This is a genomic window from Aquimarina algiphila (genome assembly GCF_007489275.1).
GTDB classification, from domain to species: Bacteria; Bacteroidota; Bacteroidia; order Flavobacteriales; family Flavobacteriaceae; genus Aquimarina; species Aquimarina algiphila.
In genome coordinates this window covers 142,458-164,489 of the sequence record NZ_VLNR01000001.1, presented here as the reverse complement: position 1 = coordinate 164,489, position 22,032 = coordinate 142,458, and the positions used below count along the sequence as shown (strand labels likewise).

The following is a 22,032-nucleotide window of genomic DNA, read 5'->3' as shown; positions in this document are numbered from 1 at the left end:
AATAAATAATAGTAGATGAATCAACCTTTAGCATATGTTCATCCAGGAGCAAAAATTGCAAAAAATGTTGTAATAGAACCTTTTACAACTATACATAATAATGTAGTAATTGGAGAAGGAACCTGGATAGGTTCCAATGTTACTATTATGGAAGGTGCACGTATTGGAAAAAACTGTAGCATTTTCCCCGGAGCGGTTATTTCGGCAACCCCTCAGGATAAAAAGTTTAATGATGAGGATACGATCACAGAAATCGGAGATAATACAACTATTCGCGAATGTGTTACTATAAATCGAGGTACTGCGGATAGAATGAAAACCAAAATAGGTAAGAACTGTTGGATTATGGCTTATTGTCATATTGCTCATGATTGTATTGTAGGTGATAACTGTATATTTTCTAATAATAGTACATTAGCAGGACATATTAATGTAGGAGATTATGTGGTTTTGGCAGGTATGGCAGCAGTACAACAGTTTTGTAGTATTGGAAATCATGCTTTTGTTACAGGAGGATCATTAGTGCGTAAAGATGTACCACCATATGTTAAAGCAGCAAGAGAGCCTTTGTCTTATGTTGGAATAAATTCTATCGGTTTACGTAGAAGAGGATTTACGACAGAAAAAATAAGAGAAGTACAAAATATCTATAGAATTTTATATCAGCAAAATTATAATAACTCGCAAGCAGTTGCTATTATAGAAGCTGAAATGGAGGCTACTCCAGAACGAGATGAAGTGTTAGAATTTATTAAAAATTCGCAAAGAGGTATTATGAAAGGGTATTTCTCTAATTAGAAAATTGGAGATATCTTTTATATTTGATTAATAAGAAATAAAGAATACTAAATAATGGCAAGTACTAGTGATATCAGAAATGGATTATGTATTAAATATAATCATGACATCTATAAAATTATTGAATTTTTACATGTGAAACCAGGTAAAGGTCCTGCTTTTGTGCGTACTAAACTAAAGAGTGTTACCACAGGAAAAGTAATTGATAATACATTCTCTGCGGGACATAAAATCGAAGATGTACGTGTTGAGACGCATAAATTTCAATATTTATACGCTGAAGGTGACACTTTTCATTTTATGAATACAGAAGATTACAATCAAATCACTTTAGAAAAATCTGTTTTAGATGCCCCAGGCTTACTAAAAGAAGGAGAAGTAGTGACTGTAATTATTAACTCTGAAGATCAAATGCCTCTCTCTGTAGAAATGCCAGCAAGTGTAATTCTTGAAGTTACCGCTACAGAACCAGGAGTAAAAGGAAATACAGCAACAAATGCAACAAAACCTGCAACTGTAGAAACAGGAGCAGAAGTAATGGTACCTCTTTTTATTAATGAAGGTGATAAGATTAAAGTAGAAACAGAAAAAGGTACATATAAAGAACGTATTAAAGAATAATTCAGAATGCTGAATTTCTTGATTTAAAAAATGAAATTTCCTCAGAAACACACCTTAGAACAAATTGCCACTATTATTTCTAGTGAGTATATAGGAGATCCCAATTTTCCAGTTTTGGGAATGAATGAAATACATGTTGTCTCTCCAGGGGATATTGTTTTTGTTGATCATCCAAAATACTATGATAAAGCTTTGCAAAGTGCGGCTACAATTATTTTGATTAATAAAAATGTAGATTGTCCCAAAGGTAAGGCGCTTCTAATTTCTGATGATCCATTTAGAGATTTTAACACACTTACCAAATATTTTAAACCTTTTGAAAAAGCAAATTCTTTACTTTCAGATACGGCTAAAATAGGAGAAAATACGATCATACAACCAGGGAGTTTTGTAGGTAATAACGTAACTATCGGTAATAATTGTTGTATTCATGCTAATGTGAGTATTTATGACAATACAATTATAGGAGATAATGTAACAATTCATTCTGGAAGTGTTTTAGGAGGAGATGCTTTTTATTATAAAAAAAGACCCGAAGGTTTTGATAAATTGATTTCTGGAGGAAGAGTAGTGCTTGAGGATAATGTTGATATAGGTGCTTCATGTACAATTGACAAAGGAGTTACTGGTGATACGACGATCAAAAAAGGAACTAAAATAGATAATCAGGTTCATATTGGTCATGATACTGTAATAGGAGAGAAGTGTTTAATTGCATCTCAAGTAGGTATAGCAGGTTGTGTTGTTATAGAAGATGAAGTAACTATTTGGGGACAGGTAGGTATAACAAGTGATGTTAGAATTGGAACAAAAGCAATTATTTCAGCTCAATCGGGAGTAAGCAAATCTTTAGGAGCTAATAAAAGTTATTTTGGTACTCCTGCTGATGATTTTAGAAAGAAATATAAAGAGATTGCTGCCATTAGACAGGTACCAGAATTAATAGAAAAATTAAAAAAGAATGAATAGTGCAAAGGAAATAGTAAGATCTTTTTATGAAACTGATCTTATTCATGATGTTGAAGCATTTTCTAAATATTTGCATCCTGAAATTATATTATACTGGAATAGTAGTTTCGGATTTAATAAGAAGGATTTCAATGATATAAAAACCATGTTTAGTGAGATGGCTTTATCTTTTGAAACTTTTAGATGTGAAATTAGTCATCTTATTGCAGAAGGCAGCTCTGTAACTATTAGATATACTTACTTTGCAAAGACAATCGAAAATCCAGAAAAAGAAGATGCAATAGCGCATTTTATTACAATTTGGGAACTTAAAGATGATAAATTATATAAAGGATATCAAATAAGTCAACAAGGAGATAATACTCCAGAAAGTATGATGTCTTTTATTTCAAAATAATTACTTTTTCATTTTAAACATAATGTTCAAAAGCTTACTTTTGAAGCTCTTTAAAAAAAATAAAAAATCATAACGCAATGAGTGTTTTAGTTAATAAAGATTCAAAAATTATTGTACAAGGTTTTACCGGTAGTGAAGGTACTTTTCATGCAGGTCAAATGATAGAATATGGTACAAACGTTGTTGGAGGAGTGACTCCTGGTAAAGGGGGACAAACACATCTCGATAAACCTGTTTTTAATACTGTCGAAGACGCGGTAAAAGAAGTAGGTGCTGATACTACAATTATTTTTGTACCACCAGCTTTTGCTGCTGATGCGATTATGGAAGCTGCTGATGCTGGGATTAAAGTTATTATTACTATTACAGAAGGTATTCCAGTGGCGGATATGATTACTGCATCGAATTATATTAGCAATAAAGAATGTACTCTTATTGGACCAAATTGTCCTGGAGTAATTACTCCGGGAGAAGCAAAAGTTGGGATTATGCCAGGTTTTGTATTTAAAAAAGGAAACGTAGGGATAGTATCAAAATCAGGAACTTTGACGTATGAAGCTGCTGATCAAGTAGTGAAACAAGGATTAGGAATTACTACTGCAATAGGAATTGGCGGGGATCCAATAATTGGTACTACCACAAAAGAAGCTGTAGAATTATTGATTAATGACCCAGAAACCGAATGCGTGGTAATGATAGGTGAAATTGGTGGCCAGTTAGAAGCTGATGCTGCAAAATGGATAAAAGAAAGCGGAACTTCTAAGCCTGTTGTTGGTTTTATTGCTGGTGAGACTGCACCTGCTGGACGTACTATGGGACATGCAGGAGCAATTGTTGGAGGTAGTGAAGATACCGCAGCTGCCAAAAAAGCAATAATGAGAGAATGTGGAATACACGTGGTAGATTCTCCTGCAGAAATAGGAAAGAAAGTTGCAGAAGTATTAGGATAGATATTATAGTATACTTTAATATAAAAAAACCTCTTGAATATATTTTCAAGAGGTTTTTTGTTTCAAGGAACATATTGTTTGTTAAAAAAAGCTTAAAAAACGTAACATTGAAAAGAACAACACGTATTATAGTACATTAATTATAAACTAACTCATATAATCAACTCAGGTGTAACATCACCATAAAACAATTAAAATAGGATATGAAATTAATTAAAACATTTTTACTATTACTATTGGCCGTTTGCCTAAGTAATTGTAAAAATTCATCATCAGAAACTAACAAAGAGTCCCAAGAAGTAAAGGTAGAGCAACATACAGATGTTTCGGGATTTAATTATGAAACTGTAACTAATGATCCTACAGGTTTACGATTGTATACATTAGATAATGGTTTAAAAGTATATTTGGGTAAGAATGAAGAGGAACCAAAAATTCAGACTTTAATTGCTGTTAAAGCTGGTTCGACTTACGATCCTGCCGATAATACTGGTTTAGCGCACTATCTGGAGCATATGGTGTTTAAGGGAACCGATGAAATTGGTACTCAGGATTTTGAAAAAGAAAAAGTATTCTTAAAAGAAATTTCTGATTTGTATGAACAGCATAAAGCAGAAACAGATCCAGAGAAAAAGCAAGAAATCTACAAAAAAATAGATGAAGTATCTCTCGAAGCTTCAAAAATTTCTATTGCTAATGAGTATGATAAATTGGTGAACTCATTAGGTGCAGAAGGAACAAATGCTTTTACATCAAATGAACAAACTGTTTATGTTAATAAAATTCCATCTAATGAGTTAGATAAATGGCTTAAAGTTGAAAGTGAACGATTTAGTCAGGTAGTATTGCGTTTGTTTCATACAGAGCTCGAGGCAGTATATGAAGAATTTAATAGAGGTCAGGATAGTGATGGTCGTAAGCAATATTTTGCTGTTTTAGAAGGGCTGTATCCTAATCATCCGTACGGAACTCAGTCTACAATTGGTAAATCAGAGCATTTAAAGAATCCATCTATGGAAGCTATTAATGCATATTTTGATAAGTATTATGTGCCAAATAATATGGCTGTGATTTTAGTTGGAGATTTAGACTTTGATAGTACAATTAAGAAAGTAAACGAAGCATTTGGAGGATATGAGTCTAAAGAAGTCACCCATCCTAATTTCCCAAAAGAACCAGCACTAACTTCACCAATCAAAAAAGAGGTATACGGTCCAACTGCAGAATCTGTATATGTAGCATTTAGAACAGATGGTTTTGGGACAAAAGAGGAGACTATGGTGGTGCTGGTTGACTATATTTTAGCGAATTCACAAGCAGGGTTGATTGATTTAGATCTTAATCAAAAACAAATGGTGCAAAATGCATCTTCTTTTACAAATTTTGATAACGATTACGGGTTTCATTTATTATATGGAATGCCGAAAGAAGGACAAACCTTAGATGAAGTTAAAGAGCTACTGTTAGGTGAGATAGAAAAAATTAAAAAAGGAGAATTTGATGACTGGCTAATTGATGCTGTAGTTAATGATTTAAAATTAACAAGAGTACGACAATTTGAAAATGCCAGCGCTACTGCATACCAATATCTTGATGCCTTTATTCATTTCACAGATTGGAAAGATCGTTTGACTATGTTGGATGATATGAAAAAAATTACAAAGCAAGAAGTGATCGATTTTGCTAATAAGCATTATGGGAATAACTATGTTGAAGTACATAAAATCAAAGGAGAAGATAAGAATATTGTTAAGGTAGAAAATCCAGGAATTACTCCTGTTGAGTTAAATAGGGATAAAGAGTCAGTGTTTATTCAAGAATTTAAAAAAATAGAATCTCCTGCATTACAGCCTAAATTTATTGATTACAAAACAGCGATTAAGTCGACCAAAACGAATAGCGGTGTTTCTGTATCCTATATAGAAAATGAAAATAATGATCTCTTTAACCTTACTATTATTTTTGATTTAGGAATAGATAATGATAAGACATTGTCAGTAGCTTCTGGCTATTTCGATTACCTGGGGACAGACAAATATTCAGCAGAAGAACTTAAAAAAGAATTCTATAAATTAGGAATTAATTATAGTATAAACTCTTCCAAAGATAGAACAAATGTTAGTATTTCAGGGTTGAAAGAAAACCTTGATAAAGGATTAATTTTATTAGAAGATCTATGGAAAAATGCAGTTGCAGATCAGGAAGCATATGATAAATTTGTTGATCAAATAGCAAAAGGCCGTCAGGATGGGAAGACGCAAAAACAGAATATTCTTTGGAATGGATTATTGAATTATGGCAAATTTGGAGAAAACTCTAGATTACGTAATATATATACAATCAATGAACTAAAGGAAATCAATCCTCAGGATTTGGTTAACAAAATAAAAGAATTATATACCTATAAACAACGTGTGTTCTATTATGGTAAGGATGTAGAAGCGGCACTTGCTTCTTTGGATAAAAATCATACTATTTCTGGTGATTTGAAAGAATACCCTGAAAAGGCTACCTATATAGAAAAAGAAACAGGAGGAAATGTATATTTTGTAGATTATGATATGGTCCAGAGTGAAATGATTTTCCTAGCAAAAGGAGCAGAGTTTGACCCTAAAAAAATGGCAGCTTCAAGTTTGTTTAATACCTATTTTGGTAGTGGATTATCTTCAATTGTATTTCAGGAAATTCGTGAATCAAAATCTTTAGCATATTCTGCATTTTCACAATATAGTATGGCTAGTGAAAAAGGAGATTCAGATTATGTGTATGCATATATAGGCACACAGGCGAACAAAATGCCTCAAGCTGTTGATGCAATGATGGATCTTATGACAAATATGCCAGAAGCAGAAGAGCAATTTAATCAAGCAAAAGAAGCCACTTTAAAGAAAATTGCAGCTAAACGAATTACAAAGTCAAATATATTTTGGTCTTATGAAAACCTGAAGAAAAGAGGAATTGATTATGATAATAGAGAAGAGATGTATGAAACGATTAAAAATATGACATTAGCTGACCTTAAATCTTTCTTTAATGAAAATATCAAAGGTGAAACTTATAATGTTCTTGTGATCGGGAATAAGAAAGATGCAGATATGAAAGCTTTATCTAAATTAGGAGAGGTTAAGGAAATGGACATTGATTATCTTTTCAATTATGAAAAGAAAAATGAAGACATAAAATTATAAAATTTGATAAACTATAATTTGTTTATAAACCCTGTGAGAAATCGCAGGGTTTATTGCTGATGACCTATTTGTAATTCTTATATTTGAATTTACATTGCAAATTATAAATTGTACAGAAGTACAAAAAAAATAGAAACATAACGAATGAATCTTTTACAAGGTAAAACGGCTATTATCACAGGAGCTACTCGTGGTATCGGCAAAGGAATAGCAGAAATTTTTGCGCAACAAGGGGCTAATGTTGCTTTTACATATAGTTCTTCAGTAGAAGCGGCAAATGCTTTAGAAAAAGAATTAAATGTATTAGGAATTAAAGCTAAAGGATATCAAAGTAATGCAGCCAATTATGATGATGCTCAAGAATTGGTAGCGTCTGTTTTAGAAACTTTTGGGGGTGTAGATATTTTGGTAAATAATGCAGGGATTACAAAGGATAATCTTTTGATGCGTATGAGTGAGGAAGATTTTGATAAAGTAATAGAAGTAAACCTCAAGAGCGTATTTAATATGACTAAAGCGGTACAACGAACTATGCTCAAACAACGTAAAGGAAGTATTATTAATATGAGTTCTGTTGTTGGAGTAAAAGGTAATGCAGGTCAAGCGAATTATGCTGCTTCAAAATCTGGAATTATTGGGTTTTCTAAATCGGTAGCCTTAGAATTGGGATCAAGAAATATTCGTAGTAATGTAGTTGCTCCTGGTTTTATAGAAACCGAAATGACTGAGAAGTTAGATGAAAAAGTGGTCGATGGATGGCGTAATGCTATTCCATTAAAAAGAGGAGGTACTCCAGAAGATATTGCAAATACATGTCTGTTTTTGGCAAGTGATTTAAGTGCTTACATCACAGGACAAGTGCTTAATGTTGACGGAGGAATGTTAACATAAAGAAAGGAGTTAGAAAGTAAGAGTTGTTAGATAATTATACTGTTCAACTTCTAACTTTCTGCCTTTACCTCTAACTTTAGAAACATGCAAATAGAAACAATTTTATTGATCATAGCTGCTTTTGTAATCGCATTGGTTATAGCATTGTTTCAGTATATATATAAGGCAAAGAATAGGAAAAAAAATAGCCTATTCTTTGCTTTTTTACGTTTTCTTAGTGTTTTCTCACTCTTGTTGTTATTAATTAATCCAACATTTAAGCAAAAAACGTATTATGTAGAGAAACCAGATTTAATTGTTGCTGTAGATAATTCTTCATCAATAAAAAATCTCCGACAAGATCAGTCAGTCATTAAATTCATAAATCAAATAAAAGAAAACGAAGAATTAAATGATAGGTTTGATCTTGTGTATTACTCATTTGCCGGTAAATTAAAAGATTCGTTAGATCTTTCTTTCGATCAAAAACAAACCAATATATCTAAAGCTTTAGAAGAATTAGATCAGATTTATAAAAACACGATTGCACCTACGATAATGATTACTGATGGTAATCAGACTTATGGTAAAGATTATCAGTTTAGTAGTTTAGGATATAAACAGGCGGTATATCCAGTGGTATCTGGTGATACAACTGCTGTAACAGATACCAAAATTCAACAGCTTAATGTTAATCGTTACGCGTATTTAAAAAATAAATTTCCAGTAGAGGCTATCCTTACATATTCTGGTCAGGAAAATGTAACAACTACATTTCAGGTTACATCAGGAAATGGTGTAGTGTATTCTCAACCAATAACTTTTTCTCAACAAAGTAATTCTGCTGTTGTTAGTTTTACTTTACCCGCTAGTCGTGCAGGTGTTATTAAATATATTGCTAGATTAGTTCCATTAACGAATGAGAAAAACACAGTAAACAACGACAAAAATTTTGCAGTAGAAGTTATAGATCAAAAAACAAATGTACTTTTGATTTCTGATATAGTACATCCTGATCTCGGAGCTATCAAGAAAAGTGTTGAAAGTAATGAACGTCGCAGTATATCAATCAGTAAACCTCAAGAAGTAAAAGATTTAGATGATTATCAATTAGTTATTTTATATCAACCTAATACACGGTTTAGAAAAGTATATGAAGATTTAAATACGCTAAAAAAGAATTATTTCACTATAGCAGGTACTAAAACAGATTGGGTATTTTTAAATAAAATACAAAATAAATATACACAAGAAATAACAAGACAAACTGAATATTATATTCCTAGATTTAATACCAATTATAGTACATTTCTTTTAGAAGATATTGGTTTCGAGAATTACCCTCCTTTAATAGGGACTTTTGGTGATATTAGCATAAACACCAATCACGATCCGCTATTGTATCGAACAATTAGTAATATAGAGACTGATGAAGTATTAATAACCGCAATAGAGGAAAATGGAGTGAGAGAAGCAGTGCTGTTTGGAGAAGGAATATGGAGATGGAGAGCACAAAATTATTTGGATAGTCAAGGATTTGAAGACTTTGATGATTTTTTCGGGAAGTTAATACAGTATCTTGCTTCAAACAAAAGAAAAAGTAGGTTGAATACTATTTCAGAATCCTTTTATTATGGTAATGCAAATATTAGTATCAAAGCAGAATATTTTACCAAAAATTATGAATTTGATCGAAGAGGGAATTTAAGGATTTCTGTAAAAAATAAAGAAACTGAGGCAACGCAAACTATACCAATGTTGTTGAAAAATAATTCATATGAGGTTGACTTGAGTAGTCTTTCAGCAGGAAATTATGAATATACAGTAACCGTTCTAGGAGAAAATATTTCACGTTCTGGAAGTTTTGCAATTCTTGAATATGATGTAGAGCAACAATTTCTTAATGCAGATGTAACAAAACTTAAGCAAGTTGCTACTAATACTAATGGAAAGTCATTTCATTTAAATCAAAATGAAGCTTTGATAAAAGAGCTAACAGAAGATCAAAGATATCAAACAATACAGAAAAGCAAGGAAAATGTGGTATCTTTAATAGATTGGAAATATCTATTAGTAATAGTTATTTTATTGCTTTCGATAGAATGGTTTGCACGAAAATATAACGGACTTATTTAAAATTAAAAATTCAGAATTATTATGGAAAAATTACCAAAGATAGGGTTACCTATTTTAATTATTATTGTCTTAACTATTGTCTTTATTTCAAAATCTACGATTACTATTGGTTCTGGAGAAGCAGGAGTACTTTACAAAACATTTGGAGGAGGAGTAGTTACAGATGAACCTCCATTAGGAGAAGGATTTCATTTGGTAGCTCCTTGGAATAAAGTGATTGTTTATGAAGTAAGACAACAAGAAGTTTTTGAAAAGATGCAAGTACTTTCTTCTAATGGATTAGAAATTAAATTAGATGCTTCAGCTTGGTTTCAACCTGACTATGCTAAATTGGGTTTGTTGCATCAACAAAAAGGAGAAAATTATGTAGCTAGAATATTATTACCAACAATACGATCTGCTGCACGTAGTGTAGTAGGTAGATACACCCCAGAGCAATTGTATTCTAGTAAAAGAGATGTTATACAAAAAGAGATTTATGAAGAGACTAAGAAGATTGTAGAGGATCAGTTTATTCAACTTAATGAAGTATTAGTTCGTGATGTAACTTTACCGCCTACCATTAAAGAGGCAATAGAACGTAAATTAAAGCAAGAGCAAGAATCATTAGAATATGAATTTAAATTGACCAAAGCTCAAAAAGAAGCAGAAAGACAAAAGATTGATGCGGAAGGGAAAGCAATTGCTAATCAAATCTTAAGTGCTTCCTTAACTGATAAAATTCTTAAAGAAAAAGGAATTGAAGCTACTTTAGAACTAGCAAAATCTCCAAATGCTAAAGTAGTGGTTGTAGGTTCAGGAAAAGATGGTTTACCTCTGATCTTGGGGAATCAGTAAAAAAACTGATGTATTATCAAAATATATCTCTATTGGCGTCCTTGGGCGCCAATTTTTATTTAAAGTTATAATAGATAGAAGGATTCTGAATTATATTAAAATATAGTTCAGCTTAATTATAGAGTAGCATGCAAACAAAAAAAATACTAGAAACTCAAAGACTTTGTCTTTATGAGTTTGGTTTAGAGGATGCTAATTTTATCATAGAATTGGTTAATTCTCCAAATTGGTTAAAATATATTGGAGATAGAAATGTAAAAACTGATGAAGATGCCATAGAATATCTAAAAAATGGTCCCATACATAGTTATGAGCAATATGGATTTGGTTTATGGAAAGTTCTATTGAAGAATACAAACATCCCGATAGGCATGTGTGGATTGGTAAATAGAGAGACCTTAGAAGATATAGATATAGGTTTTGCAATGTTACCAGAATATTCTGGATTAGGTTATGGGTTTGAAATAGCAAGTGCAACAATGCAATATTCAAAACTGGTATTAAACCTTGATAGAATTGTGGCTATAACAGATCCAGGTAATATCGCTTCAATTAAATTGTTGAACAAAATTGGACTCTGTTTTGAGAAAACGATGAAACTGTCAGATGACGATAGTGTTCTCTTTTTTTCTGAATCTAATTATAAAAATGATGAAAAGGAGATTAACAAATTAACAACTACTTTTTTTGAGGTATTTACAAATACGAATAGGAGAACTCCTAGAGTAAAAGATATTGAGAGAATATTTATTCCAGAAGGAATATTGATAAGTAATACCCATGGGAAACCTGAAATTTTCAAATTAAATGAATTCATTACTCCGAGAGAAAAAATGTTGAATGATGGTACCCTCATTGATTTTGAAGAATATGAAATCTCGTCTACAACTGAGATATATGGAAATGTAGCACAAAGATTTAGTTTCTATCAAAAATCAGGGGTATTGAATGGAGTTGATTTTGTTGGACGCGGGATGAAAACAATTCAATTCATAAAAATGAATGATGAATGGAAAATGTCTTCAGTTGCCTGGAGTGACGATGTAGAAGAATAATACTATATGAAAGGCCTTCATAAAATATGATTATGAAGGCCTTATTTAAATAGTAAAATGGTTAGTGGTTACTATTTTTCTTTTAATTTTTTAGCTTGTTTTGACCAATTGTCTCTTTCAATTCTTCCAGGAAAAAATTGAATAAGTGCCGTTACTGTGTCAATATCCTCTTTGGTAAATTTACTAATTTGATCGAAAGTATAGATACCAATGCTGTTTAATTTTTCTTCAATAAATGGACCAACACCACTGATGAGTTTTAAATCATCCTTTTCTGATGCATCTGCGGTACCAAAACTATCAAAATTTAATTTTGGAGGAGCTCCTCCATTTGTTACAGCTACACCACCATGATCCCTAGTTTTAACTGCTTTGATTCCGTTATCGGTGTCGCCTGAATTAGAAAAAGTAGAATTTGCTTTTTCATGATTAGAGTTTTTAAGTAGTGTATTTTTTCTTTCACATTCGTCTAATGCTTTTTTATATTTATTTTTAAGAGACCATTTTGATAAAAGCCACCCAAGTAAAAATGCTAAAAACAATAAAAGTAATAAGCACCACCAGTTTGCCTCATGTATAAAATCTAACATAGTTGTTGTGTATTTAGTTTACGGTTATTTCTATTCGTCTGTTTTTTGCTTTGTTTTCCTCACTGTCATTTACAGCAATAGGGTTGGATTCCCCTTGAGAAGAAGCTTTGATTTTTTCTTTTGAAATACCTTGAGAAATGAGATAATCTCTTACATTATTAGCTCGCTGTTGACCAAACCATAAATTAGCCTCTTTTTCTCCGACATTATCTGTGTGTCCAATAATAGAAACTGTTTTGTTAGGGTATTTTTCTAAATAGCTCTTAAGTTCCAAAGCATAATTAGATAACGTAGCATCAGGTTGAAATGTTTTTTGAGCAAAACTGGAGTATAATGTTCTGTTAGCGATACTTTTTTCTACTTCTTCAAGTCTGGATGTATCCAGGTCTCCAAAATTTAAAAGAATACCTCCGTTGTATGTGCCATCATCATTATATGTATATTCCTTTAATTCGGTTTTAATTACAATACGATTAGCATTAACTCCAGCGCTGACAAGAATATCTTTGATGAAATTTGCTCTGGAGATTCCAAGTTTACTAGTGTCTTCAATATCAATAGAGTTTTCTAAACCGGTTATTACAAGCTCTTGATCCTGATGTTTGCCTAGATAATTTGCTACTTGACTGTCAAAACCTTCAAGAGTACTTGGGATATGAACATTACCATTACCATTATTAATTCTGAAGTTTTCATAATATCTAAATACTTCTTGATTTTTATTGTCTTTTGCAAATAAACCAACTTGGGAATTGTTAAGATTGGCAATACTGTCTTCATAGGCTTTTTTGGCAAGCGCATCTGCTTCAGAATCTATTTCGTCTTTAACAATAACAGTATCTTTATCTAGATTTTTAGCACACCAATCACAAGAATAATACCACCATATTCCTAGCCATGCGAATAGTAAAAAAAAGAGGAATGAAAATAAGCCTTTCATAAATTGTTGATTAGTTAGTTACTTAAATTTATAAAAATGTTTATTATGATCCTATTTAAAATCTTAAAATCTAGTGATTTATAGACTGAAAAAAGATGAACCTCAAAAAAATAAGTTGAAATGCATTTCAGAAAAAATAATTTTTTATAAATTCGCAAAGTATTTAAATAGAAAAATGAAAAACATTCTTTTACATCATCATCATTCTTACATTCTCGCACAAGCGTGGTAAGTTGATATGTGTATAAGTAATCATATAATAAAAACCCGTTTGAGCAGTTCAAACGGGTTTTTTGTTTTCATAAAACTTTTTTCGAACTGATTAGACACAACAACAAAAACAAAATGTCAAAAATTAAAATTGCTATTCAGAAAAGTGGACGTCTTAATGAAGATTCTGTCAAAATATTAAAAGACTGTGGTATTTCCATTGATAATGGAAAAGATCAATTAAAAGCTCAAACACGTAATTTTCCTATGGAAGTTATGTTTTTACGTAATGGAGATATACCGCAATACCTTAGAGACGGAGTTGTTGATATCGCTATTATAGGAGAAAATGTTCTTATAGAAAAAGGGACAGATATTTCTATTGCAGAACGCCTTAATTTTTCTAAGTGTAAAGTTTCTCTTGCAGTACCAAAAGATTTTGAATACAATTCTATTCAGGATCTTGAAGGAAAAAGAATTGCTACTTCATACCCAAATACGGTTAATGACTATTTGGATAAAAAAGGAATTTCTGCTGAATTACACCAAATTTCTGGTTCAGTCGAGATCGCTCCAAATATTGGTTTGGCTGATGCAATTTGCGATATTGTTTCTAGTGGGAGTACTTTATTTAAGAATAACTTAAAAGAAGTAGAAGTGATGCTTACTTCTGAAGCAGTATTGGCAGTCTCGCCTAAGATATCTGAAGAAAACAGAATGTTATTGGAGAAATTACAATTTAGAATTAAGGCCGTTTTAAAAGCAAGAAATTCTAAATATGTATTACTTAATGCTCCTAATAATAAAATAGAAAATATTGTGAAAATATTACCTGGAATGAGGAGTCCAACAGTGTTGCCTTTGGCAGAGAAAGGATGGAGTTCTATCCATACTGTTGTAGAAAAAAATAAGTTTTGGGATATTTTAGATGAGTTAAAAGCAGAAGGAGCAGAAGGAATTTTGGTTTGTCCAATTGAAAAAATGGTATTGTAATTAGATAAATAACAAGGGCAATGAAAAAGATATACAATCCAAATAGAAATTCCTGGTCAGAAATCTTAAAGAGGCCAACGCAAACTGTTGCTGATATAGAAGATATTGTTTTACAAGTTTTTGATGAAATAAAAAAAGAAGGAGATCAGGCAGTTGATCGATATACTCAAAAGTTTGATCAAGTGTCACTTGATAATATTTTGGTTTCTTCAGAAGAAATAGAACAAGCAAAAGAACTTGTTAGCCAGGAATTAAAGGATGCTATACAATTAGCTAAATCTAATATTACCGTATTTCATGCTGCACAAAAGACAAATAAAATTTCTGTAGATACAAATGTCGGTATTGAGTGTTGGCAAGAAAAGCGACCGATTCAAAAGGTAGGGTTATATATTCCAGGAGGAACGGCACCATTATTTTCTACAATTTTAATGTTAACCATTCCGGCAAACCTTGCTGGTTGTGAAGAGATTGTATTATGTTCACCTCCTAATAGAGAAGGAAAAATACATCCTGCTATTTTGTATACTGCTGATCTTTGTGGTGTAACCAAAATATGTAAAGTAGGAGGGATTCAGGCGATTGCAGGGATGACTTTTGGCACAGAAACCATTCCACAAGTATATAAAATATTTGGACCGGGAAATCAATTTGTAACTGTAGCAAAACAATTAGCGACTAAGTTTGGCGTGGCTATAGATATGCCAGCTGGACCTAGTGAATTACTTGTAGTAGCAGATGATACTGCAAATGCATCCTTTGTCGCATCTGATTTACTGAGTCAGGCAGAACATGGTAAAGATAGTCAGGTGATCCTTGTTTCTACATCAAAAACAATGATAGATCAAGTAGAAGAAGAGATTATAAAACAAGTCAATGTATTGCCAAGAAAAGAAATAGCAGAAGGAGCAATTGCTAATTCAAAATTAATTTATGTAGAAAGTAACATGGAGGCTATTGAACTTATTAATGAATATGGCCCCGAGCATTTTATAGTATGTGTAGAAGATGAAGACTTTTATATTGATAAAATAGTAAATGCGGGTTCTGTTTTTATTGGTAATTATACACCAGAAAGTGCGGGAGATTATGCTTCTGGAACAAACCATACGTTACCTACAAATGGATATGCGAAGCAATATAGTGGTGTGAATTTAGATAGTTTTATGAAGTCAATGACCTTTCAGAAAATATCTGAAAAAGGTATCCAAACCATAGGAAATGCGATTGAACTTATGGCAGAAGCTGAAGGTTTACAGGCTCATAAAAATGCAGTTACGTTGCGATTAGAAAGTTTAAAATAAAACCTATCATCTTAGAATGTTTTCTGGATGACATGAGATAATGAATAAGAAACAATTTGATATAACACAATTAGTTCGTAAGAATATAGCAGGGTTGAAGCCATATAGTTCTGCAAGAGATGAATTTACAGATTTTGATCAAGATATGATTTTTCTTGATGCTAATGAGAACCCATATGAGAATGGAGTAAATCGATATCCCGACCCACAACAAAGAAATCTAAAATCAATTTTATCAGATCAAAAAAAGGTGTCTGACCAGAACATACTTTTGGGTAATGGTAGTGATGAAGTTTTAGATTTGATATATAGAGCATTCTGCGAACCAGAAGTAGATAACATTATTACATTACCTCCTACATATGGTATGTATACTGTATTGGCTAACATAAATAATGTAGAAGAAAAGAAAGTATTGTTAAATGAAGATTTTCAACCTAATGTAGAAGAGATATTCAATACCGTTAATGGGAATTCAAAATTACTATTTATATGTTCTCCGAATAATCCTTCTGGAAACTTAATAGATCGAGGACGTATACTTCAAATTTTAGAACGTTTTGAAGGAATAGTAGTTATTGATGAAGCATATATTGATTTTACAGATAAAAAGAGTTGGGTGGAAGATCTAAATACATATCCCAACCTTATTGTTACTCAAACACTGTCTAAAGCCTATGGGTTAGCAGGTATACGCTTAGGAGTTTGCTTTGCTTCTGTAGAGATCATCGATATACTTAATAAAATCAAACCTCCTTATAATGTAAATGAATTAACTCAACAACGTGCATTGGAGAGAGTACGTGATAAAGATCAGATCAAAACCGAAGTAAATACCATTATAGAAGGGCGTAAAGAATTAGAAAAAGCTTTATCACAAGTAAGTTTTGTAGAAAAAGTGTTTCGTAGTGATGCTAACTTTATTTTGATAAGAGTAGACGACGCTAATAAAAGATATGATCAGCTAATTAAAGAACGGATCGTGGTACGCAATCGAAGTACTCAACCACTATGTGAAAGTACATTACGATTTACAGTAGGAACAAAAGAAGAAAATGAGAAATTAGTTGAAATATTAAAACAGTTGTGATTGTCATTCCGGATTCGATCCGGAATCCATTATAATAACTAAAAGTTTAATTAAAAAAGATTCCAACTAAGTTGGAATGACATAATAATGAAAAAGAAAGTATTATTTATAGATCGTGATGGAACGATTATCAAAGAGACTGTGGATGAACAAATAGACGCGTTTGAAAAAATGATGTTCTACCCCAAAGCATTTACCTATTTAGGAAAAATAGCTCAAGAATTAGATTATGAATTGGTTATGATTACGAATCAAGATGGTTTAGGTACCGATTCATTTCCAGAAGATACCTTTTGGCCTGTTCACAACTTTATAATGTCATCCTTCGAAAATGAAGGGGTTGTATTTGATAAAGTGTTTTTGGATAGAACATTTCCTCATGAAAATGCAAATACTAGAAAACCAGGAACAGGTTTATTGACAGCGTATTTTTCAGAAGATTATGATCTTGCTAATTCTTTTGTAATAGGGGATCGTCTTACAGATATGGAACTAGCTAAAAACCTAGGAGCAAAGGGTATTTTCATAAATGATAATACAAATCTGGGTACAGACGAAATTACAATCAAACGAGATGAACTCAATGATTTTATTGCTTTAGAAAATAACGATTGGGAAAAGATATATGAATTTTTAAAATTAAAAGATCGTACCGCAGAAATCTCCAGAAAAACTAATGAAACAGACATTTTTATTAAGTTGAACTTGGATGGAACAGGTAAAAGTGATATATCTACTGGATTGGAATTTTTTGATCATATGTTGGATCAAATTGCAAGACATGGTCAAATGGACCTGGATGTAAAAGTGAATGGAGACCTTGAAGTAGATGAACATCATACCATAGAAGATACAGCAATAGCACTAGGCGAAGTGTTTAGTGATGCTTTAGGAGGTAAGCTGGGTATAGAACGTTATGGTTTTTGTTTGCCGATGGATGATTGTCTTGCACAGGTAGCTATTGATTTTGGAGGTCGCAACTGGTTAGTTTGGGAAGCAGATTTTAATCGTGAAATGATTGGTAAAATGCCAACAGAAATGTTTTTTCATTTTTTTAAATCCTTTACAGATGGTGCTAAAGCTAATTTGAATGTAAAAGCTGAAGGAACAAATGAACATCATAAGATTGAAGCAATTTTTAAGGCTTTTGCTAAAGCGATTAAAGTTGCTGTGAAACGTGATCCAGAGAAAATGATTTTACCCAGTACAAAAGGAATGCTATAATAAACCCTTTTGTCATTCTGGCGTAGGCCGGAATCTATAAAAAAAGTAAAAGTTTTAATTAAAAAGATTCCGGCCTACGCCGGAATGACAGATCTAATGAAAATAGTAATTATAAACTACGGGGCAGGAAATATTCAATCTATAAAATTTGCAATTCAACGATTAGGATACGAAGCTCTGTTAAGTGATGATCCACAAGAGATCAAATCAGCAGATAAAGTGATCTTTCCTGGAGTAGGAGAAGCGAGTAGCGCAATGCAGAAGCTTAGAGCTTCAGGGTTGGATAATTTAGTGCCAGAACTCAAACAGCCTGTATTAGGGATTTGTTTAGGAATGCAGCTTATGTGCAGATATACAGAAGAAGGTAATACACAAGGATTAAGTATTTTTGATACAGATGTAGTTCGTTTTAATAATGAAGTCAAAGTACCACAAATAGGATGGAATCAAATTGAAAACCTGGACTCACCTTTATTTGAAGGTGTTAAAGAAAATGAACATATTTATCTTGTACATAGTTATTATGCGCCTATAACAAAAGATACGATTGCAGAAACTCAGTACGGAATAAAGTATAGTACAGCTTTACATAAGAATAATTTTTATGGAACTCAGTTTCATCCTGAAAAGAGTAGTGTTGTAGGAGAGAAAATTCTTTTGAATTTTCTTAGTATCAAGTAAATAGTATAAAGTAATTATAAGTTTTATTTTGGTGTTATTAGATTTAAATGAATAAATATCAAGAATTAAAAATATGGAATAAAGCAATGGAATTGGTGGAAGAAGTATATGCTTTAACAAAAAAATACCAGATGAGGAGAAATTTGGATTAATATCTCAAATAAAAAGATGTAGTGTTTCTATACCATCAAATATTGCAGAAGGAGCTGGTAGGAATTCTAATAAAGAGTTTATTCGTTTTTTAAGTATAGCAAATGGTTCTACTACAGAACTAGAAACTCAATTAATTTTAGTTATAAGACTAAAATTTACATCAAAAGATAAAGTAGAAAAATTGTTAAACTTATGTGCAGAAATTAAGAAGATGAATTATTCACTTCAAAGGAGTATTGAAAAAACTTAATACTTTGTACTATGCACTTATAACCATAAAATAACCAATGAGAATAATACCAGCAATAGATATTATTGACGGAAAATGTGTTCGTCTTTCAAAAGGAGATTATAACACTAAGAAAATATATAATGAAAACCCGTTAGAAGTAGCCAAAGAGTTTGAAGCGCATGGGATTGAATATTTACATTTGGTAGATCTGGATGGAGCAAAGTCAAAACATATTGTAAATCATAAGGTTTTAGAACAAATCGCATCCAAAACAAACTTAAAGATTGATTTTGGAGGAGGGTTAAAAACAGATAATGACCTTAGAATTGCTTTTGATAGTGGTGCTAACCAAATTACAGGAGGTAGTATTGCTGTTAAGGATCCAGAAACATTTATTTCTTGGATAGTTAAGTTTGGCGCCGATAAAATAATTTTAGGAGCAGATGCTAATAACGAAAAAATAGCCGTTAGTGGGTGGTTGGAAGAAAGTGATAAAGAATTGATTCCTTTTATTACTGCATATCAAAAAGAAAATGTGAGTTATGTAATTTGTACTGATATTAGTAAAGATGGAATGCTTCAGGGACCTTCGTTTGATTTGTATGAAAGGATATTAAAAGAAACGAATGATCTTAAATTAATTGCTTCTGGTGGGATTTCTACATTTGATGAATTACCAAAACTTGCAACACTTGGTTGTGAAGGAACCATAATAGGAAAAGCTATTTATGAAAATAGAATTAGTTTAAAACAATTAGAAGATTTTATTCTTTCAAAAGCATAACAATGAATCAGGAAGTAGCAAAAGAATTTTCGAAGCAAATCATCTATCGAATGAACGAAAGTACGAGGATGATCACCTTAAGTTTTGAGCAACTTATAGAAGAAGATGTTTGGAAAAGACCAAATGCCAATTCCAACAGCATAGGTAATTTGATTTTACATCTTTGCGGAAACATTACGCAGTATGCTATAGCTTCTTTAGGAAATAAACAGGATAAAAGACAAAGAAATGCTGAGTTTGAAGCGGAGGAAGGATATTCAAAAAAAGAGCTTTTAGAAAAACTAATGGATACAGTTGATGAAGCAAAAAACACTATTCAAAATGTTTCTGTATCTGAGTTACTTAGAGAACGAGAAGTGCAAGGGTTTGTATTTTCGGGAATAGGAATCTTAATTCATGTAGCAGAGCACTATTCTTATCATACTGGGCAAATAGCTTTCTGGACAAAGCAATTAAAAGATAAAAAGAGTTTAGGGTTCTATGATGGAATCGATCTCAATATAAAAAACGAATAATAATGCTAACAAAACGAATCGTTCCGTGTCTTGATATCAAAAACGGAAGAACTGTAAAAGGAGTCAATTTTGTTGATCTACGAGATGCTGGTGACCCTGTAGAACTTGCAGAAATATATTCTAATGCTGGAGCAGATGAATTAGTCTTTCTTGATATTTCTGCAACAGAAGAAAGGCGTAAGACATTAGCTAATTTGGTACTAAGAGTCGCAGAAAGAGTAAATATTCCTTTTACTGTAGGAGGAGGTATATCTTCGATAGAAGATGTGGATATTTTACTGCAAAATGGAGCAGATAAAGTATCGATAAATTCTTCGGCAGTAAAAAATCCACAATTAATCAATGATTTAGCTGGTAAATTTGGATCTCAATGTATTACGGTGGCTATAGATGCAAAACAGATAGATGGTACCTGGAAAGTACATCTTGTAGGAGGTAAAGTGCCTACAGAACTGGATTTGTTTGATTGGGCCAAAGAAGTTGAAAAACGAGGAGCAGGAGAGATTCTTTTTACTTCTATGGATAATGATGGTACCAAAGATGGATTTGCTAATGAAGCATTGTCTAAGTTGTCATCAACATTAAATATTCCGATAATAGCATCTGGGGGTGCCGGTACTATTCAACATTTTGTTGATACTTTTAAAGAAGGCAAATCTGATGCAGCATTAGCTGCCAGTGTCTTTCATTTTAAAGAAATTGAAATTGAAACGTTGAAAAAAGAATTAAGGAATAATGATATTCCTGTACGATTATAACAAATTTGTAATTCCGGTCCTTCGACATAACTCAGGATAAACTAAAGGCTGAAATTCAAAACATAAATTTAATTAAAAAAAATCCAAACCTACAAAGAGAAGATAGAACGATGAAAATAGATTTTAATAAAAATGACGATGGTCTCGTACCTGCTATTATTCAGGATGCCTTGACTAAAAATGTATTAATGCTGGGGTATATGAATGAAGAGGCATATACAAAGACTATACAGACTAAGAAAGTCACTTTTTTTAGCCGCTCAAAACAAAGATTATGGACAAAAGGCGAAGAGAGTGGTAACATTTTACATCTTGAAGACATTAACAGTGACTGCGATAATGATACGTTGTTGATTTTGGTTACTCCAGAAGGACCAACTTGTCATACAGGATCAGATACATGCTGGAATGAAGATAATAATCAATCTTTTGGTTTTTTGTCTGAATTAGAGAGAGTTATACGAGATAGGAAAGAAAATCAAAATGATGAAAATTCTTATGTAGCTTCTTTATTTAGAAAAGGAATCAATAAAATAGCGCAAAAGGTTGGTGAAGAAGCGGTAGAGGTTGTTATTGAGGCAAAGGATGATAATGAAGAATTGTTTTTAAACGAAAGTGCAGATTTATTATTTCATTATTTAATACTTCTTCAGGCCAAGGGGTACACTTTGAATGATATTGTAAATGTTTTAAAAACAAGGTCGTAGTTTGTTTTATTGAAAATTGTTATACGTTAA

At 32.0% G+C, this 22,032-nt stretch carries 22 protein-coding genes; 20 read left to right on the top strand and 2 right to left on the bottom strand.

Annotation, left to right across the window (positions count from 1 at the left end; all coding sequences use genetic code 11):
- Nucleotides 1–15 precede the first annotated feature (15 nt).
- The 10 genes from lpxA (at nt 16) to FOF46_RS00710 (ending at nt 11,821) form a co-directional block, all read left to right on the top strand.
- Nucleotides 16–798, top strand: a complete 783-nt coding sequence (lpxA, locus tag FOF46_RS00755) for an acyl-ACP--UDP-N-acetylglucosamine O-acyltransferase (protein ID WP_109437553.1) — start codon at nt 16–18, stop codon at nt 796–798.
- A 54-nt stretch (nt 799–852) separates the two neighbouring features.
- Complete coding sequence (gene efp, locus FOF46_RS00750; protein WP_109437552.1) at nt 853–1,419, top strand: elongation factor P; 567 nt, start codon at nt 853–855, stop codon at nt 1,417–1,419.
- A 30-nt stretch (nt 1,420–1,449) separates the two neighbouring features.
- Entirely contained in the window at nt 1,450–2,388 is a 939-nt protein-coding gene (locus FOF46_RS00745; protein ID WP_109437551.1) for a UDP-3-O-(3-hydroxymyristoyl)glucosamine N-acyltransferase, read from the top strand.
- Nucleotides 2,381–2,785, top strand: coding sequence for a nuclear transport factor 2 family protein (locus FOF46_RS00740; protein WP_109437550.1), 405 nt, complete (start codon nt 2,381–2,383; stop codon nt 2,783–2,785). Before FOF46_RS00745 ends, FOF46_RS00740 begins: the two co-directional genes overlap by 8 nt.
- 77 nt (nt 2,786–2,862) lie before the next feature.
- Nucleotides 2,863–3,735, top strand: a complete 873-nt coding sequence (gene sucD, locus FOF46_RS00735; RefSeq protein WP_109437549.1) for a succinate--CoA ligase subunit alpha — start codon at nt 2,863–2,865, stop codon at nt 3,733–3,735.
- A gap of 203 nt (nt 3,736–3,938) precedes the next feature.
- Entirely contained in the window at nt 3,939–6,923 is a 2,985-nt protein-coding gene (locus FOF46_RS00730; RefSeq protein WP_143915125.1) for a M16 family metallopeptidase, read from the top strand.
- 144 nt (nt 6,924–7,067) lie between these two features.
- Complete coding sequence (gene fabG / locus FOF46_RS00725; protein ID WP_143915124.1) at nt 7,068–7,814, top strand: 3-oxoacyl-[acyl-carrier-protein] reductase; 747 nt, start codon at nt 7,068–7,070, stop codon at nt 7,812–7,814.
- Between the two features lie 84 nt (nt 7,815–7,898).
- Nucleotides 7,899–9,929: a vWA domain-containing protein gene (locus FOF46_RS00720; RefSeq protein ID WP_143915123.1), complete on the top strand. Its 2,031-nt coding sequence runs from the start codon at nt 7,899–7,901 to the stop codon at nt 9,927–9,929.
- 21 nt (nt 9,930–9,950) lie between these two features.
- On the top strand, nt 9,951–10,766 hold the full coding sequence (locus FOF46_RS00715) for a prohibitin family protein (RefSeq protein ID WP_143915122.1): 816 nt from the start codon (nt 9,951–9,953) through the stop codon (nt 10,764–10,766).
- A gap of 128 nt (nt 10,767–10,894) precedes the next feature.
- Complete coding sequence (locus FOF46_RS00710) at nt 10,895–11,821, top strand: GNAT family N-acetyltransferase (protein ID WP_143915121.1); 927 nt, start codon at nt 10,895–10,897, stop codon at nt 11,819–11,821.
- 71 nt (nt 11,822–11,892) lie between these two features.
- On the opposite strand, the gene FOF46_RS00705 is transcribed toward FOF46_RS00710, so the two are convergent.
- The gene (locus FOF46_RS00705; RefSeq protein ID WP_109437543.1) at nt 11,893–12,411 is read right to left on the bottom strand and encodes a hypothetical protein; all 519 of its coding nucleotides are present in this window, start codon (nt 12,409–12,411) and stop codon (nt 11,893–11,895) included.
- A 13-nt stretch (nt 12,412–12,424) separates the two neighbouring features.
- Nucleotides 12,425–13,351 carry an OmpA family protein gene (locus FOF46_RS00700; protein ID WP_143915120.1) on the bottom strand — a complete coding sequence of 309 codons (927 nt, stop codon included), beginning with the start codon at nt 13,349–13,351 and terminating at the stop codon, nt 12,425–12,427.
- Nucleotides 13,352–13,696: 345 nt separating this feature from the next.
- Here FOF46_RS00700 and hisG point away from each other — a divergent pair, with 345 nt between their 5' ends.
- The 10 genes from hisG to hisIE all read left to right on the top strand — a co-directional run bounded on the left by hisG (nt 13,697) and on the right by hisIE (nt 22,002).
- Nucleotides 13,697–14,554: an ATP phosphoribosyltransferase gene (gene hisG, locus FOF46_RS00695; protein WP_143915119.1), complete on the top strand. Its 858-nt coding sequence runs from the start codon at nt 13,697–13,699 to the stop codon at nt 14,552–14,554.
- A 20-nt stretch (nt 14,555–14,574) separates the two neighbouring features.
- Nucleotides 14,575–15,858 carry a histidinol dehydrogenase gene (gene hisD / locus FOF46_RS00690; protein WP_143915118.1) on the top strand — a complete coding sequence of 428 codons (1,284 nt, stop codon included), beginning with the start codon at nt 14,575–14,577 and terminating at the stop codon, nt 15,856–15,858.
- A gap of 40 nt (nt 15,859–15,898) precedes the next feature.
- A complete protein-coding gene (gene hisC / locus FOF46_RS00685) occupies nt 15,899–16,948 on the top strand; it encodes a histidinol-phosphate transaminase (RefSeq protein WP_143915117.1) in 1,050 nt (349 codons plus the stop codon).
- Nucleotides 16,949–17,035: 87 nt separating this feature from the next.
- Nucleotides 17,036–18,172 (top strand): bifunctional histidinol-phosphatase/imidazoleglycerol-phosphate dehydratase HisB, encoded by a 1,137-nt coding sequence (gene hisB / locus FOF46_RS00680; RefSeq protein WP_143915116.1) that lies wholly within the window; start codon nt 17,036–17,038, stop codon nt 18,170–18,172.
- A 96-nt stretch (nt 18,173–18,268) separates the two neighbouring features.
- The gene (hisH, locus tag FOF46_RS00675; protein WP_143915115.1) at nt 18,269–18,853 is read left to right on the top strand and encodes an imidazole glycerol phosphate synthase subunit HisH; all 585 of its coding nucleotides are present in this window, start codon (nt 18,269–18,271) and stop codon (nt 18,851–18,853) included.
- A gap of 91 nt (nt 18,854–18,944) precedes the next feature.
- Nucleotides 18,945–19,256 carry a four helix bundle protein gene (locus tag FOF46_RS00670; protein ID WP_333968488.1) on the top strand — a complete coding sequence of 104 codons (312 nt, stop codon included), beginning with the start codon at nt 18,945–18,947 and terminating at the stop codon, nt 19,254–19,256.
- Between the two features lie 37 nt (nt 19,257–19,293).
- Complete coding sequence (hisA, locus tag FOF46_RS00665) at nt 19,294–20,022, top strand: 1-(5-phosphoribosyl)-5-[(5-phosphoribosylamino)methylideneamino]imidazole-4-carboxamide isomerase (RefSeq protein WP_143915114.1); 729 nt, start codon at nt 19,294–19,296, stop codon at nt 20,020–20,022.
- A 2-nt stretch (nt 20,023–20,024) separates the two neighbouring features.
- Nucleotides 20,025–20,537, top strand: a complete 513-nt coding sequence (locus FOF46_RS00660; RefSeq protein ID WP_143915113.1) for a DinB family protein — start codon at nt 20,025–20,027, stop codon at nt 20,535–20,537.
- Nucleotides 20,538–20,539: 2 nt separating this feature from the next.
- On the top strand, nt 20,540–21,295 hold the full coding sequence (gene hisF / locus FOF46_RS00655; RefSeq protein WP_143915112.1) for an imidazole glycerol phosphate synthase subunit HisF: 756 nt from the start codon (nt 20,540–20,542) through the stop codon (nt 21,293–21,295).
- Nucleotides 21,296–21,366: 71 nt separating this feature from the next.
- On the top strand, nt 21,367–22,002 hold the full coding sequence (gene hisIE / locus FOF46_RS00650; RefSeq protein ID WP_262713243.1) for a bifunctional phosphoribosyl-AMP cyclohydrolase/phosphoribosyl-ATP diphosphatase HisIE: 636 nt from the start codon (nt 21,367–21,369) through the stop codon (nt 22,000–22,002).
- Nucleotides 22,003–22,032: the final 30 nt, after the last annotated feature.